Source organism: Tunturiibacter lichenicola (assembly GCF_051013355.1).
Taxonomy (GTDB): domain Bacteria; phylum Acidobacteriota; class Terriglobia; order Terriglobales; family Acidobacteriaceae; genus Edaphobacter; species Edaphobacter lichenicola_F.
The window spans coordinates 416,574-429,493 of record NZ_CP132944.1 but is presented as its reverse complement, the minus strand read 5'-3'; the positions used below and the strand labels follow the sequence as shown (position 1 = coordinate 429,493).

The 12,920-nt window shown below is 58.2% G+C and carries 11 protein-coding genes; 7 read left to right on the top strand and 4 right to left on the bottom strand.

Annotated elements, in window-relative coordinates:
• Window positions 1–127 precede the first annotated feature (127 nt).
• Together RBB82_RS01750 and RBB82_RS01745 are read right to left on the bottom strand one after the other, a co-directional pair.
• The gene (locus tag RBB82_RS01750) at window positions 128–2,527 is read right to left on the bottom strand and encodes an APC family permease (RefSeq protein ID WP_433973394.1); all 2,400 of its coding nucleotides are present in this window, start codon (window positions 2,525–2,527) and stop codon (window positions 128–130) included.
• 141 nt (window positions 2,528–2,668) lie between these two features.
• Window positions 2,669–2,800, bottom strand: coding sequence for a hypothetical protein (locus tag RBB82_RS01745; protein ID WP_260740193.1), 132 nt, complete (start codon window positions 2,798–2,800; stop codon window positions 2,669–2,671).
• A gap of 73 nt (window positions 2,801–2,873) precedes the next feature.
• Between RBB82_RS01745 and lnt the strand changes: the two genes are divergently transcribed.
• The 7 genes from lnt (at window position 2,874) to RBB82_RS01710 (ending at window position 10,506) form a co-directional block, all read left to right on the top strand.
• Window positions 2,874–4,535 (top strand): apolipoprotein N-acyltransferase, encoded by a 1,662-nt coding sequence (gene lnt, locus RBB82_RS01740; RefSeq protein ID WP_433973393.1) that lies wholly within the window; start codon window positions 2,874–2,876, stop codon window positions 4,533–4,535.
• 7 nt (window positions 4,536–4,542) lie between these two features.
• A protein-coding gene (gene prfB, locus RBB82_RS01735) for a peptide chain release factor 2 (protein WP_433973392.1) occupies window positions 4,543–5,677 on the top strand; the annotation gives its coding sequence in 2 pieces (ribosomal slippage) (window positions 4,543–4,611 and window positions 4,613–5,677; 1,134 coding nt in all).
• A 109-nt stretch (window positions 5,678–5,786) separates the two neighbouring features.
• Window positions 5,787–6,545, top strand: coding sequence for a class I SAM-dependent methyltransferase (locus RBB82_RS01730; RefSeq protein WP_433973391.1), 759 nt, complete (start codon window positions 5,787–5,789; stop codon window positions 6,543–6,545).
• Window positions 6,546–6,593: 48 nt separating this feature from the next.
• Window positions 6,594–7,118: a DinB family protein gene (locus RBB82_RS01725; protein ID WP_433973390.1), complete on the top strand. Its 525-nt coding sequence runs from the start codon at window positions 6,594–6,596 to the stop codon at window positions 7,116–7,118.
• A 40-nt stretch (window positions 7,119–7,158) separates the two neighbouring features.
• Complete coding sequence (locus RBB82_RS01720) at window positions 7,159–7,575, top strand: CoA-binding protein (protein WP_433973389.1); 417 nt, start codon at window positions 7,159–7,161, stop codon at window positions 7,573–7,575.
• A gap of 41 nt (window positions 7,576–7,616) precedes the next feature.
• On the top strand, window positions 7,617–9,731 hold the full coding sequence (locus RBB82_RS01715) for a protein-disulfide reductase DsbD family protein (protein ID WP_433973388.1): 2,115 nt from the start codon (window positions 7,617–7,619) through the stop codon (window positions 9,729–9,731).
• A gap of 163 nt (window positions 9,732–9,894) precedes the next feature.
• Window positions 9,895–10,506: a redoxin domain-containing protein gene (locus tag RBB82_RS01710; RefSeq protein WP_433973387.1), complete on the top strand. Its 612-nt coding sequence runs from the start codon at window positions 9,895–9,897 to the stop codon at window positions 10,504–10,506.
• A gap of 15 nt (window positions 10,507–10,521) precedes the next feature.
• Here RBB82_RS01710 and RBB82_RS01705 read toward each other — a convergent pair whose 3' ends face one another.
• Both RBB82_RS01705 and RBB82_RS01700 read right to left on the bottom strand, forming a co-directional pair.
• Entirely contained in the window at window positions 10,522–11,859 is a 1,338-nt protein-coding gene (locus RBB82_RS01705) for a replication-associated recombination protein A (protein WP_433973386.1), read from the bottom strand.
• The gene (locus RBB82_RS01700) at window positions 11,856–12,830 is read right to left on the bottom strand and encodes a TrmH family RNA methyltransferase (protein WP_433975460.1); all 975 of its coding nucleotides are present in this window, start codon (window positions 12,828–12,830) and stop codon (window positions 11,856–11,858) included. Before RBB82_RS01700 ends, RBB82_RS01705 begins: the two co-directional genes overlap by 4 nt.
• Between the last annotated feature and the right edge of the window lie 90 nt (window positions 12,831–12,920).

The window sequence follows — 12,920 nt, the reverse complement described above, 5'->3', positions numbered from 1 at the left end:
GTTACCTCCATTTGGCGTTAGTAGGTCTAGTAGCTCGTTGTCAGGTTCGCATAGACCAATTCTTTTCGCCACAGTACGACGATACAGAAGCCCTTAACATCATGCAAATAAATGTAAGTTAGACGGCTTACTTTGTTTTAGTCGAAGCAGGTTCATCGCTCTCGACCCTAACTCCCGCACGTGGAGTCCGAATCGCATAACCGGGTCCAGCTTCGTCTAACTCCTCGTGCCGCAAACCTCCCAGTATGCGACGATGATGAGATTCATCGATGCACTTCTGCAAGTCTCTGAGAGTTCCTTGCTTATCTCGCGCAAACTCGGTAGCCATGCGTGTTAGTGCATAGGTCAGGATGTCGCTATGGTGCAGATCCTGCATATCGGGCGCACGGCGCAAATTGAGCCACAGACGGTGGACCAGTTGTACTTCGTGCGGTTCAATAGTAGGTGCATGCGGTCCGATGTGAAAGCTCAGCGAGTCACCGTCAGGCTTGACCACGTAAAACGTAAATTGTCGCTTCGGTTCAGGGAGTGCCTCCCATGCCTGGCCAACATGGTAAGCCTGCTCTTCTGCAGTTAGCTTAGTAGAGAGCCCTGAGACCACCGCTGCAGCATCGAGGGAATTAGCCGTCTGAACGAGAGCTGAAAAGATGTCGCCGGCAGGAACTACCAGCAGCGAAATATGCTTCCCGAAGCTTTCGGCCACCGACACCGCTTTGGTAAACAGCATCTGCTCGTGCTCGCTGAATAACTGCTCCGAAGCATCGACATACTCTGGACCGCCGGCACCCATCATTCGCGCTGCCAGTACGACTAAATCCTGATCATCTGTGTTGGTGTGGGTCAAAGCCCACTTCAGCGCAAACGGCGCGGCAGAATCCCGCATAGTTACAACCACCGCACCCGGGCGTATCTCTAACGCCTCGCGTCCCACATTATCCTGATGCTCCAGTTGGAAATGTTCTTTCATCTGAAGCGTTGTTAGATCGTGACGCCGTTTATTGTCTCGCTCCGAAAGCGAAAAGATCACAAAGAATGCAGCCGCAAAGATAATTCCACTTACAGTCGCTACCGACTTTGTAAATAAATTGACGATGGCAGTCGTCAGCAAAACTAGAAAAACTGAGAGTAATCCTAGAGGTACTTCAGTCTTACCAAGTCGAATATTGAGCGGAACCTTCCAGCCACGTTCGCCCTTATACTTCCACCGCAGCACCAACATTGCTAGCGCATTGAAGGTGAAGCTCCAGATCACGCCGAACGCGTACGCCTCTCCCAGCATGATGACGTTGCCGCGAGTTACTAAAATCGTAAACATCTGCAGCCCGGCAACCAGATTCACAATGCGATAGCTGGTTCCATACTTCCGCTGCGGCTTGCGGAACCAATCCGATAAGACGCCATCTTCAGCAACACGCATCAGCACGCCGGTTGAACCCACGATGGCAGTATTTACAGCTCCGCCAAGAATCAGGAAGCCGACGATCACAACAAAGATCCGGAATCCTATTCGCAACGCCAGCGGCCCCACCATGTACATCGCCATTCCGGCAATCAGATTGTCGCGATACACCGGAACCCGCACCGAGTCGGGAATCAACATCACAGCCAACAGGGTGCCGATGCCGGTAAAGATGAAGCTATAGATCGCAATTACGATAGCAGCGCGCTTCAGGTTCTTCAGCTTCGGATGCTCGATCTCGCGGTTCACCTGTGCCAGGGACTCTTCGCCGCTCATAGCCAGCACGGAGTGCCCAAACGCCATCAGTACGCCGAATAATCCCAGCGACCGCATGAATCCTGTGTGCTTCAGAAATCCGAGCGCGTCTGTGCTGAAGTGTAGATTGTCCGGCGTAGGCCACGGCGGCAGATGCACCCCTGTGTGAATCGCCGAAAAGACTCCCCACGAAAGTAGAATCACAACCATTACAGTTGTGATCTTCATCACCTTCAGAGCCTTGTCGCTCGACTCCTCAATCCCCTTAGTATTTTGCCACCAGAAATAGGCCGTAACCATGCTTGCAATTACTGCCGAGGTGCCATTGACCGGAAGTTGGCGAGTAACTCCACTCGGATGCATCACTAGTCCACTGATCCAGTGGTGAGCAGCGCAGAGTCGCAGTAACTCATTCATCAGCCCGACGATGTATTGCCCTGCTGAAACCCCCGAGATCGGTCCCGTCAGGATGTAATCAAACATCAGCGCCGAGACGCTCAACTTAGCGAATGTTCCGCCCAGCGCCTCCTTGACGATCCGATAGACGCCACCGCGCGTGAACATGCTGCAGCTTTCGACATACACCGCCCGCACGGCAAAGCTGAACAGCATCACGCCGAGGATGAACCATGGCGCGGCTTTACCGACCGCCTCTTCTGCAATTCCACCCGCATAGAACGCCGAAGAGCCCAGATCGTTCAACACAATCGCCGCTGCTCGCCAGAAAGAGATAAAGGTAAGCATCACCGACGACGCCACGACCAGGCGGACGCGGTTCGATTGCGGCTTAGTGATCGTCTGTTTAGATGCCATTATGGTTTGATGCTCAATCCCACCTGCCGACAGCGATACCGGACAACTTCGGTGCTCCGGCTGTCACTCATCACCCTGAGTGAAACACTGCCAAGACCCGCCAGCGAGAGCAAAGTGCGATCTTGCTTCCGTCGTTGACAGCTAATCTTCATCTCCCAGCAACTCCTTCAAATCTTCTGCAAAACTCACAACGATCACCACTGCGGACCCAGCCATTCCGATGAAAAAGAGCGGCACGACAATCTTTGCAACGAGATGAATGACGAAATCCATGCGGCTCTATTGTATCTCTCACTAGCCCGAACCTCGCTGGAAATTGCTGGCTCAATGTTAGACTTCAGACGAGATGCGAAGAATCCCCCCGCGACTTTGGGCCATGGCCGTGCTGTCCGGCATCCTACAGATTTTGCCCTTTTCTATCGCGGGCCCTACGCCACTCTGGCGAACCGCCTTCTGCTGGATCGCTCTACTTCCCCTCATCTGGGCTCTCCTCGATAAGACAAAGACAGGCAATCCACTTACCATCCGTCAGGGAGCAGCTATCAGCTACGCCTGTGGCTTTGTCTGGTACCTGGGCAACTGTTACTGGATCTACCAGACCATGTATCTCTACGGTGGCTTGGATCGACCCATCGCCTTCGGAATCCTAATCCTGTTCAGCCTCTATCTCGGCCTCTATCACGCCATGTTTGGAGCGCTGATTGCCGCCTTCCACAATCGCTTCGGCCGTCAAACCACTCTGTTGCTGGTACCGTTCGCCTGGGTTGCCGTCGAACTCGCCCGCGCGCGCATTACCGGCCTGCCCTGGGACCTGCTCGGCGTCGCACAGGTCGACAATCCGCTACTAACACGCCTCGCTCCAATAACTGGAGCCTACGGACTCTCTTTCATCGTCGCTTTGATCAATGCTCTCTGGCTGGTCCGAATACGCCTCCGCGAGCGTCGATTTACTCGGCCAGCGTTAACCATCGGCGGCGTCGTCATTGTCGTCGTATACATCTTCGGCCTTCGCCTCATTGCGAACCCTAAGCCCGGGCCTACCACCGCCACCGCGACTCTCGTTCAGGAAAATCTCGAAGTAGGTGCTGCCAATAAGGGGCCTCAACCCACCACCCAGCAATTTCTGGATTCGTTCTCGTATCTCAGCCGCTATCCATCACGAAAGTACCTTCTGGGAATCCCTGAGTTGACCGACACTCAAGCCGTTTTTCTCATCCGGCCAAACGACTCCGTTCAGGCAACCCCGGCCCCGACCGCAACCAACCTCATCGTCTGGCCCGAATCCCCCGCGCCGTTCGAGGACATTGACCCACAGTTCCGCGCCGCTATGTCAAACCTCGCCATCGCAACGCAGGCCCCTGTCATTGTAGGTAACACGGGCTTCGAGCCAAGCCCAACGAATAAGTCCGGCTATACCCCTTACAACCGCGCCTCCTTCATTAATCCTGACGGCACCTTCGACGGCCACTACGACAAGATGCATCTCGTCCCCTTCGGCGAGTACGTCCCCTTCAAAGATCTCTTCTTCTTCGCAAAAAATCTCCTCAACGAAGTCGGCACCTTCGAGCCCGGCAAGCACCAAACCGTCTTCGCCACAGGCGGCCACACCTACGGCGTCTTCATCTGCTACGAATCGATCTTTGGCGACGAAATCCGCCATCTCACCCAGCAGGGAGCCGACGTCCTCATCAACATCTCCAACGATGGCTGGTATGGCGACACCAGCGCCGCATGGCAGCACCTCAACATGGTTCGCATGCGCGCCATCGAAAATCACCGTTGGGTTCTCCGCGCCACCAACACAGGCGTCACCGTCGCCATCAACCCCTACGGTCGAGTTACCGCCGCTCTCCCGCGCCATCTGCGGTCCAGTCTTCGCGTCCACTTCGGTTTCGAGCACGACGTCACCTTCTACGCCGCCCACGGCGACCTCTTCGCCTACGCCTGCGCTCTTGTCACCATAGTTGCCTTCGCTCTGAGCCTCCGCAGCCGGTTTGCCGTAAACTAAAGTTCATATGCTTAGCGATCTCGAATACTCCTACTCCCCGGTCCGCGACAAAGTACGCGATCTGCGGGAGTATCTTTGACTCGGCCCGACTCCGCCGCGAACTCTCCGTCATTGAGGAAAAGATAGCCGACCCAACCGTCTGGGCTGACGCCTCACGTTCGCAGCCCCTCATGCGAGAACGCAAGCGCCTCGAAACTCTCCTCGCCGACGACACCGAACTGGCCCGCCGCACGGACGACATCGAAGCCTACTTCGAACTCGCCCGCGAAGGCGAAAATACCGAGCCTGACCTGACCCGTGAGATTCCAGCCCTAGTCGACTTCGCCGAAAAGCTCGAATCCAAAACCATGCTCTCCGGCGAAACTGACTCGCTCAACGCGATCGTCACTGTGCATCCGGGCGCAGGCGGCACAGAGTCTCAAGACTGGGCCGAGATGCTCATGCGCATGTACATCCGCTGGGGTGAGCGCCAGAACTTCAAGGTGGAGATTAACGAGATTCAGGATGGCGACGAGGCCGGCATCAAGTCCGCAACCTTCACCATCACCGGAGACTTCGCCTTCGGTCTGCTCAGCGGCGAAACCGGCGTGCATCGCCTCGTCCGCATCTCACCCTTCGACTCTGCCAAGCGCCGCCACACCAGCTTCGCCTCGGTCTTCGTCTCGCCCGAGATCGACGACACCATCGTCATCGACATCAAGATGGAAGACCTTCGCATCGACACCTATCGTTCTGGCGGCAAAGGCGGTCAACACGTCAACACAACCGACTCCGCAGTCCGCATCACCCACATCCCAACCGGCCTCGTTACTGGCTGTCAGAACGAGCGCTCGCAGCACAAAAATAAAGAGCGCGCCATGAAGATGATGCGCTCCAAGCTCTACGAGTACGAACTCGACAAGAAAAAAGCCACCGCTCGCAAGCTCGAAGACTCCAAACTCGACATCAAGTTCGGCTCCCAGATCCGCAGCTACGTCCTGCAACCCTACCGTATGGCGAAAGACCTTCGCACTCGCGTGGAACTAGGCGATGTCGACAAGGTTCTCGACGGCGATCTCGAGCCATTTATTCGCGGCTATCTGCGCATGCGCCGCGAAGGCAACTTCCCAGCCGAAGCTGTCGAGGATGACGATGTCGCGTGACATCTGTCATCCTCGCGGATGACAACCAGCACTATCGTCGTGAGAGAAGAGCAGGAATACTCACTGTAAGCTGATGTCCTGATAAAGACACGCTTTCGGAGGAGCAACCGTGGCTACACTTCCCGTAACCAAGCTGACCAAACCTGACTACGGCGTCGATGCGCCAGCCGTCATGCGTAACTTCTTTCTCATAGGCGCTGCCTTTCTGCTGGCAGCTATCTTCTGCCCGCCTGTTCTTCACATCGGGCCTGTCGGACTCAACGCTCGCAGCTTCTACTGGCCCGCCGCCTTCCTCATCGGCGAAGGTTTTCTTTTCCTCCTCTACGTGAAAGTTGGCAAGTTCCGCCATCGCGACTTCATGCTCAGCCTCCACACCTGGCGAGGCGACGAGAACGTCCTGGACGTAGGCTGCGGTCGCGGCCTTCTTCTCGCAGGCGCAGCAAAACGCATCGCCGCTCTCTCTGGCACCGGCCACGCTACCGGCATCGATGTCTGGTCCAACGTAGACATGGGAGGAAACTCCGCCGCTGCCACCCAACACAACCTCGAACTCGAAGGCATCTCCAATCTCTGTACCCTCCGCAGCGAGCCAGCACAGACAATGTGCTTCCCCGACGGCACCTTCGACGTCATCGTCTCCAATCTCTGCATTCACAATATCTACGACGCACCCACCCGCCGTCAGGCCCTGCACCATATCGTCCGCGTCCTCAAGCCCGGTGGCCTCGCTCTCATCTCCGACTACAAACTCACCGGCGAATACGCAAAAGAATTCACCTCCGCTGGTCTCGTCGTCGAAAAACGTCGCGGCAGCATCCTCACCACCTTTCCCCCATTGACCGTTGTCGTCGCACGAAAGTCAATGTAACTCTCCTGTCCCTCTCGGCATCCAATTCCGTGAGCGAACAGGAGAGCAATGACCTCAACGAAGGCAGCAGATAAATTCCATACCGGCCCCGACGAACAGCAACCTCTGCGCAAGGAAATAGTCGCCCTCCTGAAAGGCGGCCAGGCGCACTCAACCTTCGACGACGTGATCAAAGACTTGCCACCCGACCATCGCGGCGTCGTACCACCCCATCTCCCATACTCCGCGTGGCAGCTCCTCGAGCACCTCCGCATCGTGCAACGCGACATTCTCAACTTCTCCGCACCCCCCACCGGCGGCTACCACGCCATCAAATGGCCTGACGATTTCTGGCCCAAATCCCCTTTGCCAACTTCGGCCAACGCCTGGGATCAATCCATTGCCGCGATGCGCTCCGACCTCGAGCACTTCATCGCCCTTATCGAGAATCCAAAGTCCGACCTCTACAAACCCTTCCGCTGGGGTGAAGGTCAAAACCTTCTACGCGAAGCCATGCTGATCGCCGACCACACCTCCTACCACCTCGGCGAGCTCGTAGTCCTTCGTCGCTTACTCAACATCTGGCATAAGTAAACTGCCTCAAAACATCGAACGCTAGGTAAACGGATCCACGATGAACGAACCCGAAACCATCCGCGAGATGCTGGGCACCACCACCGGCGCTCAGCCGCGAACGATCGCCGTCATCGGCCTCTCCGAAGACCCAATCAAACCGAGCCACTACGTCTCTGCCTACATGCAGCAGCACGGCTACAAAATCTATCCCGTCAACCCCTCCATTACCGAAGTCCTCGGCGAAAAATCCTGCGCATCCCTGTCGGAGCTAGCCATAAAACCCGACATCGTCAACGTCTTCCGCCTACCCAAATTCATCCCGGCCATCGTCGAAGAGATGATCCAGCTCAGCCTCCCAAACATCTGGATTCAGCAGGGAATCATCAACCTCGAAGCCGCCAATCGCGCCGAAGCCGCCGGTATTCACGTCGTCATGGACCGCTGCATCATGGTGGAGCATCGCCACTTGACCTGACCGTGACATCCAGCACTCTCCAAGCCCTACAATTGAGACAGATGAACATTAACGGCCGAATTTCCAAGCTCCTGCTCCTCGCCTGCGCCCTACTCATTCATATCCCCGCGCACTCGCAGCTTCAGGTCGTCGGCGACGGCGGGCCCGGCCCCGTCAAGGCCCAGCATCTCACTGCCGAACTCGTCTCTCTCTCACCCAGCATCGCCCCAGGCGGAACCCTTCAGGTCGGCCTCGTCCTCACCCTCGAAGAGCACTGGCACGTCTACTGGCTCAACGCCGGAGACTCCGGCGAACCACCCAAAATCATCTGGACCCTTCCCGACGGCGTCACCGCTGGCCCCATGCAGTTTCCCATCCCCAGCCGCCTCCCGCTCGGCCCGCTCATGGACTTCGGCTATGAAGACTCAGTAGCCTTTCCCGTCAAACTCACCGCCGCCGCCTCCGTCAAACCCGGCCCCATCCATCTCGACGCCAAGGTCAACTGGCTCGTCTGCCGCGAGGTCTGCATCCCCGGCAAAGCTCACCTCGGCCTCAACCTCACCGTCTCGCCCGACGCTGCACCCGCCCAACCAGTCGGCGCCCTCGGCGAAGCCCTGTCCCTGATCCCAACGCCGCTTCCCGCAAACGCCAAGCTCACCGTCACCGGCGGCAAAACCGACCTCGTCCTCACCCTCATCACAGGCAAGCGCGAGACCGACGCCGAATTCTACCCGGTAGACCAGGATCAGATCGCCAACGCCGCGCCTCAACCCGTTGAGCCTCTCCCCGACGGAATCCGCCTCCGCGTCCATCACTCCGACGACCTCAAGACCCTCCCCGCCCAACTCCACGGCGTCCTCAAACTCTCCGACACCGTAGCCTACGACGTCACCGCCCCCGTCACCCCAGGCGAAATCGCCCCAGCTCCCGGCAGCACCGCCCCAGGCGCACCAGATACCAGCAGCGTCACCGTCCTCGGAGCCATCGGCCTCGCCTTCGTCGGCGGCATCATTCTCAATCTGATGCCCTGCGTCTTCCCGGTTCTCTTCCTCAAGGGCCTCGCCCTCCTGCAATCCTCCGGCGAAGAGCGCAGCCGCCTCCGCAGCCACGGCATCGTCTACACCCTTGGAATCCTGGTCTCATTCTGGGCCATCGTCGGCGTACTCCTCGCTCTTCGCGCAGGTGGCAGCCAGGCCGGATGGGGCTTCCAGCTTCAATCCCCGGTCTTCCTCACCCTCCTCGCCGCCGGCATCTTCTTTTTCGCTCTCTCCCTCGCCGGCCTCTTCGACATCGGCCTATCCCTCACCAGCGTCGGCGGCGAACTCGCACAAAAACAGGGCTACACCGGCAGCTTCTTCACCGGAGTCCTCGCCACCGTAGTAGCAACCCCATGCACCGCCCCACTCATGGGCGCTGCCATTGGCTTCGCTCTTGCCCAACCGGCAGGCATCACCTTCGCCGTCTTCACCGCTCTCGGCCTCGGCCTCGCCACCCCGTACCTCCTCCTCAGCTTCCAGCCCGCATGGACACGCATCCTCCCCCGTCCCGGCGCATGGATGGAGATCTTCAAACAGATCACCGCCGTCATCTTCTTCGCAACCGTCATCTGGCTCACCTACGTCTACGGCTCACTCTTCGCAGGCGGAGCAAGCGGCGGCCAGGGCATCTATCGCGTCGCTCTACTCCTAGGCTGCTTCCTGACCCTCGCGATCGCCGGTTGGGTATTGGGTAAATGGCCAGCCCGTTGGTCCAGCACCATCGCTGCGATCGTCATCGCTGCCCTCGGCCTCGCCATCCCGCTCTACCAACCCAAAGACACCACCCTCGTCTGGACCCCCTACTCCCAACAGGCTCTCGATCAAGCCCGCGCCGCTGGCCACCCCGTCTTCATCGACTTCACCGCCGCCTGGTGCCTTAGCTGCCAGGTCAACGAGCGCGCAGTCCTCAAATCCGCCGACGTCCAGCATCAGTTCAGCAAAAACAAGGTCACCCTCCTCCGCGCTGACTGGACCCAGTACGATCCCGAGATCACCAAACAGCTCGCCTCAGTCAACCGCAGCGGCGTCCCAACCTACGTCATCTATCCCGCCACGAAAAACTCCACCCCCGACGTCCTGCCCGAACTCCTCACGAAGAGCATCGTCCTCACAGCTCTCGAAAAGGACACAAAACAATGACGGCTCGCCGGTAATCACCCGCGGCCAGTCAAGCCGCCAGTAACCGACGTTGGAAGCAGGGACAGCAGTGCCAGTGATGGAGGCACCCGTGTCCTCGCACGCTTGCATCTGTCACTCTGCCGTCGCAAAATATCAAAAAGCACGCAGCCGTGGAGGTGATCCGATGAATCTCCTGTCCCCTCGCAAACTCCTCGCCGTCATACTAGCCGCCCTCGCCATACCCGCACTGGCTGTACTCCCCGGCACCTCGGCTCCAGACTTCAAAGGCACCGACTCCACCGGCGCCCAGCACTCCCTCTCCGAATACCGCGGCAAATTCGTCGTCCTCGAGTGGGCCAACCAAGGCTGTCCCTACGACCGCAAGCACTACCTCAGCGGCAGCATCGAGTCCCAGCAACGCGAGTGGACGGGCAAAGGTGTCATCTGGCTATCGGTCATCTCCTCCGCGCCCGGCGAACAAGGCTACGTCACCCCAGCCGAAGAGAACACCTACCTCAAGACCATGCACGCCGCACCCACCGCCGCGCTCCTCGACCCAGACGGCAGAATAGCCCGAATCTACGGAGCCAAGACCACACCCCACATCTTCGTTATCGATCCAACCGGCAAACTCATCTATCAAGGCGCAATCGACGACAAACCCACTACCGAACAAGAAGACCTCAAGGGCGCACGCAACTATCTCGATGAAACTCTAACCGCCGCAATGGCCGGTAAACCGTTGCAGGTCGCCAGCACTCGCCCATACGGCTGCTCCGTGAAATACTCCCACTGATAAAGCAGTCCTCGGCTACTTTCGTTTTTTTGCCTTGATCCGCGCAATCTCATCCATCCGCTGCGCCAACAGCTTCTCGCGCCCCTCATTCGTCGGATGGTAGTAACGCCGTCCCGCCAAACCCGCCGGCAGACACTCCATATCCGCCACGCGCCCCTCAACGTCATGCGCGTACTGATACTCCTTGCCGTAGTCGAGCGACTTCATCAGCTTCGTCGGAGCATTCCGCAGATGCAGCGGCACTGGCTCCGCAGCCGTTGCTTCAATGTCTGCCTTCACCGCACCATAAGCCGTATAAATAGCATTGGACTTAGGAGCCAGCGCCAGATAAACCACCGCCTGCGCCAACGCCAACTCACCCTCCGGATGCCCCAGAAAGTGCATCGCATCCCGCGCACTCAAGCACAAATTCAAAGCCTCAGGAGCAGCCAGCCCAATGTCCTCCACCGCCATTCGCACAATCCGCCGAGCGCAGTACATCGGATCCTCTCCAGCCTCAAGCATCCGCCCCAGCCAGTACATCGCCGCATCCGGATCCGAGTTTCTCACGCTCTTATGCAGCGCCGAAATAATGTCGTAGTGCTGCTCACCCTTCTTGTCATACAGCAGCACACGCCGCTGCATCGCCTCCGCAGCCAGCGGCTTCGTAATCAGCCCCTCACCGCGACCCTCCGCCAACTTCGCCGCCACATCCAGCGCATTCAACGCATTCCGCGCATCGCCGCTCGAGTAAGAAGCGATCGTAGCCAGCGCCTCTTCATCCGCCTCAACGCCACTAGCACCCAATCCACGCTCAACATCCGTCAACGCCCGACGCAGCAGCCCGACAACCTGCTCCTCCGTCAAAGCCACCAACGTATAGACCCTGCACCGCGACAGCAGCGCCGCATTAATCTCAAACGAAGGATTCTCCGTCGTCGCCCCAATCAGCCGAATCGTCCCGCGTTCGACATAAGGCAAAAACGCATCCTGCTGCGCCTTATTGAAACGATGAATCTCATCCACAAACAGAATCGTCCGCGACCCAAAGCTCGCAGCCTTCTCCGCCTCCACCATCACATTCTTGATCTCTTTGATCCCACTCAGCACCGCAGAAAACTCAATAAAGCTAGCTTCCGTCATCTGCGCAATAATCTTCGCCAGCGTAGTCTTCCCAGTTCCCGGAGGCCCCCAAAAAATCATCGAAGTAGGATCATCGCCCTCAATCGCCAACCGCAACGGCTTCCCCGGCCCCAACAGATGATCCTGCCCGACATACTCATCAAGCGTTCGCGGCCGCATCCTCTCCGCCAGCGGAGCCTGCCGCGCATAAGCAGCAGGAGCACTCATCGGACTTGCATCAAACAAACTCATCGCCCACCCTGCTTCAATACCGCTCGAGTTATCTCTACTTCTTTGATGCCGTCATCTAAATTGAAGTCGTCATCCTGAGCCGAGCGAAGGATCCCTGTATTTCGTTTTTGCTTTTCGTCCTCTAGGCCGCCCCCACTACGCTGCCGACTCGCCTCATACAACAACAGACTGCCAGCCACCGCAGCATTCAAACTCTCCACAGGCCCAGGGCAGGGAATCGTCACCCGAGCATCACACATCTCCATCCACTCCGCAGCCAACCCACTCCCTTCATTGCCAATCATCACAGCGCAAGCCGTCGTAAAATCCATCTCGCGCGCAGCCACCACACCAAAATCATCCGCCCCCACAGCAGCAATCAACCGAACCCCACGCCCCTTCAACTCCGCAACTTCTTCGGCCGTCACTCCCGCCACCGGCACACGAAAAACACTCCCCACACTAGCTCGCAGCGCCTTCTGGTTCCAGGCACTCACCGTCCCCGCCGTAGTCAAAACGCCATTAGCGCCAAACGCCTCTGCCGACCGCACGAGCGTCCCCATATTCCCCGGATCTTGCAGCCCCACAGCAATCAAAATCAAAGCCGCCCCCGCGCCTTCGAACAAATCAGCCAACGTTCGTACCGGAGGCACCACCAAAGCAGCCACACCCTGCGGCGACTGCGTCTCCACCACACTCCCGAACACCTCTTCGGTTAACCGCAGCACCTCCACCCCACGCGGCACGACCTTCGGCACTGCACGCCTTTCGCTTACAAAGACAGTCTTCAGCACCATCCCACTTCGCAGCGCCTCTTCCAGCAGATGATCGCCCTCAATCGCGACCATCCCGCCACTCAACCGCGCATGGCCCTGAAACGCAGCTCGCAGCTGCTTCACCCGCGCATTCGCCCTGCTCGAAACCACTATCTCCGGAGTCTGCATCTCAACAAATCTTACGCCGTCCCCTGCCGCGCCCCTCTCCACTGTCATTGAGCCCACAGAGGCGGTATGCTAAGGTGCGAGACTGCAGCACTACTTTGCACCACCGGCCCCAAGCGGACCGGCCAACGCCACAGGAGC

Bases quoted from the DNA above. Each gene is read 5' to 3' on its own strand.
- RBB82_RS01750 (WP_433973394.1), bottom strand. From the start codon at position 2,527: ATGGCATCTAAACAGACGATCACTAAGCCGCAATCGAACCGCGTCCGC.
- RBB82_RS01705 (WP_433973386.1), bottom strand. From the start codon at position 11,859: ATGAGTTTGTTTGATGCAAGTCCGATGAGTGCTCCTGCTGCTTATGCG.
- RBB82_RS01725 (WP_433973390.1), top strand. From the start codon at position 6,594: ATGACCTCAACGAAGGCAGCAGATAAATTCCATACCGGCCCCGACGAA.
- lnt (WP_433973393.1), top strand. From the start codon at position 2,874: ATGCGAAGAATCCCCCCGCGACTTTGGGCCATGGCCGTGCTGTCCGGC.
- RBB82_RS01715 (WP_433973388.1), top strand. From the start codon at position 7,617: ATGAACATTAACGGCCGAATTTCCAAGCTCCTGCTCCTCGCCTGCGCC.
- RBB82_RS01700 (WP_433975460.1), bottom strand. From the start codon at position 12,830: ATGACAGTGGAGAGGGGCGCGGCAGGGGACGGCGTAAGATTTGTTGAG.
- RBB82_RS01745 (WP_260740193.1), bottom strand. From the start codon at position 2,800: ATGGATTTCGTCATTCATCTCGTTGCAAAGATTGTCGTGCCGCTCTTT.
- RBB82_RS01710 (WP_433973387.1), top strand. From the start codon at position 9,895: ATGAATCTCCTGTCCCCTCGCAAACTCCTCGCCGTCATACTAGCCGCC.
- RBB82_RS01720 (WP_433973389.1), top strand. From the start codon at position 7,159: ATGAACGAACCCGAAACCATCCGCGAGATGCTGGGCACCACCACCGGC.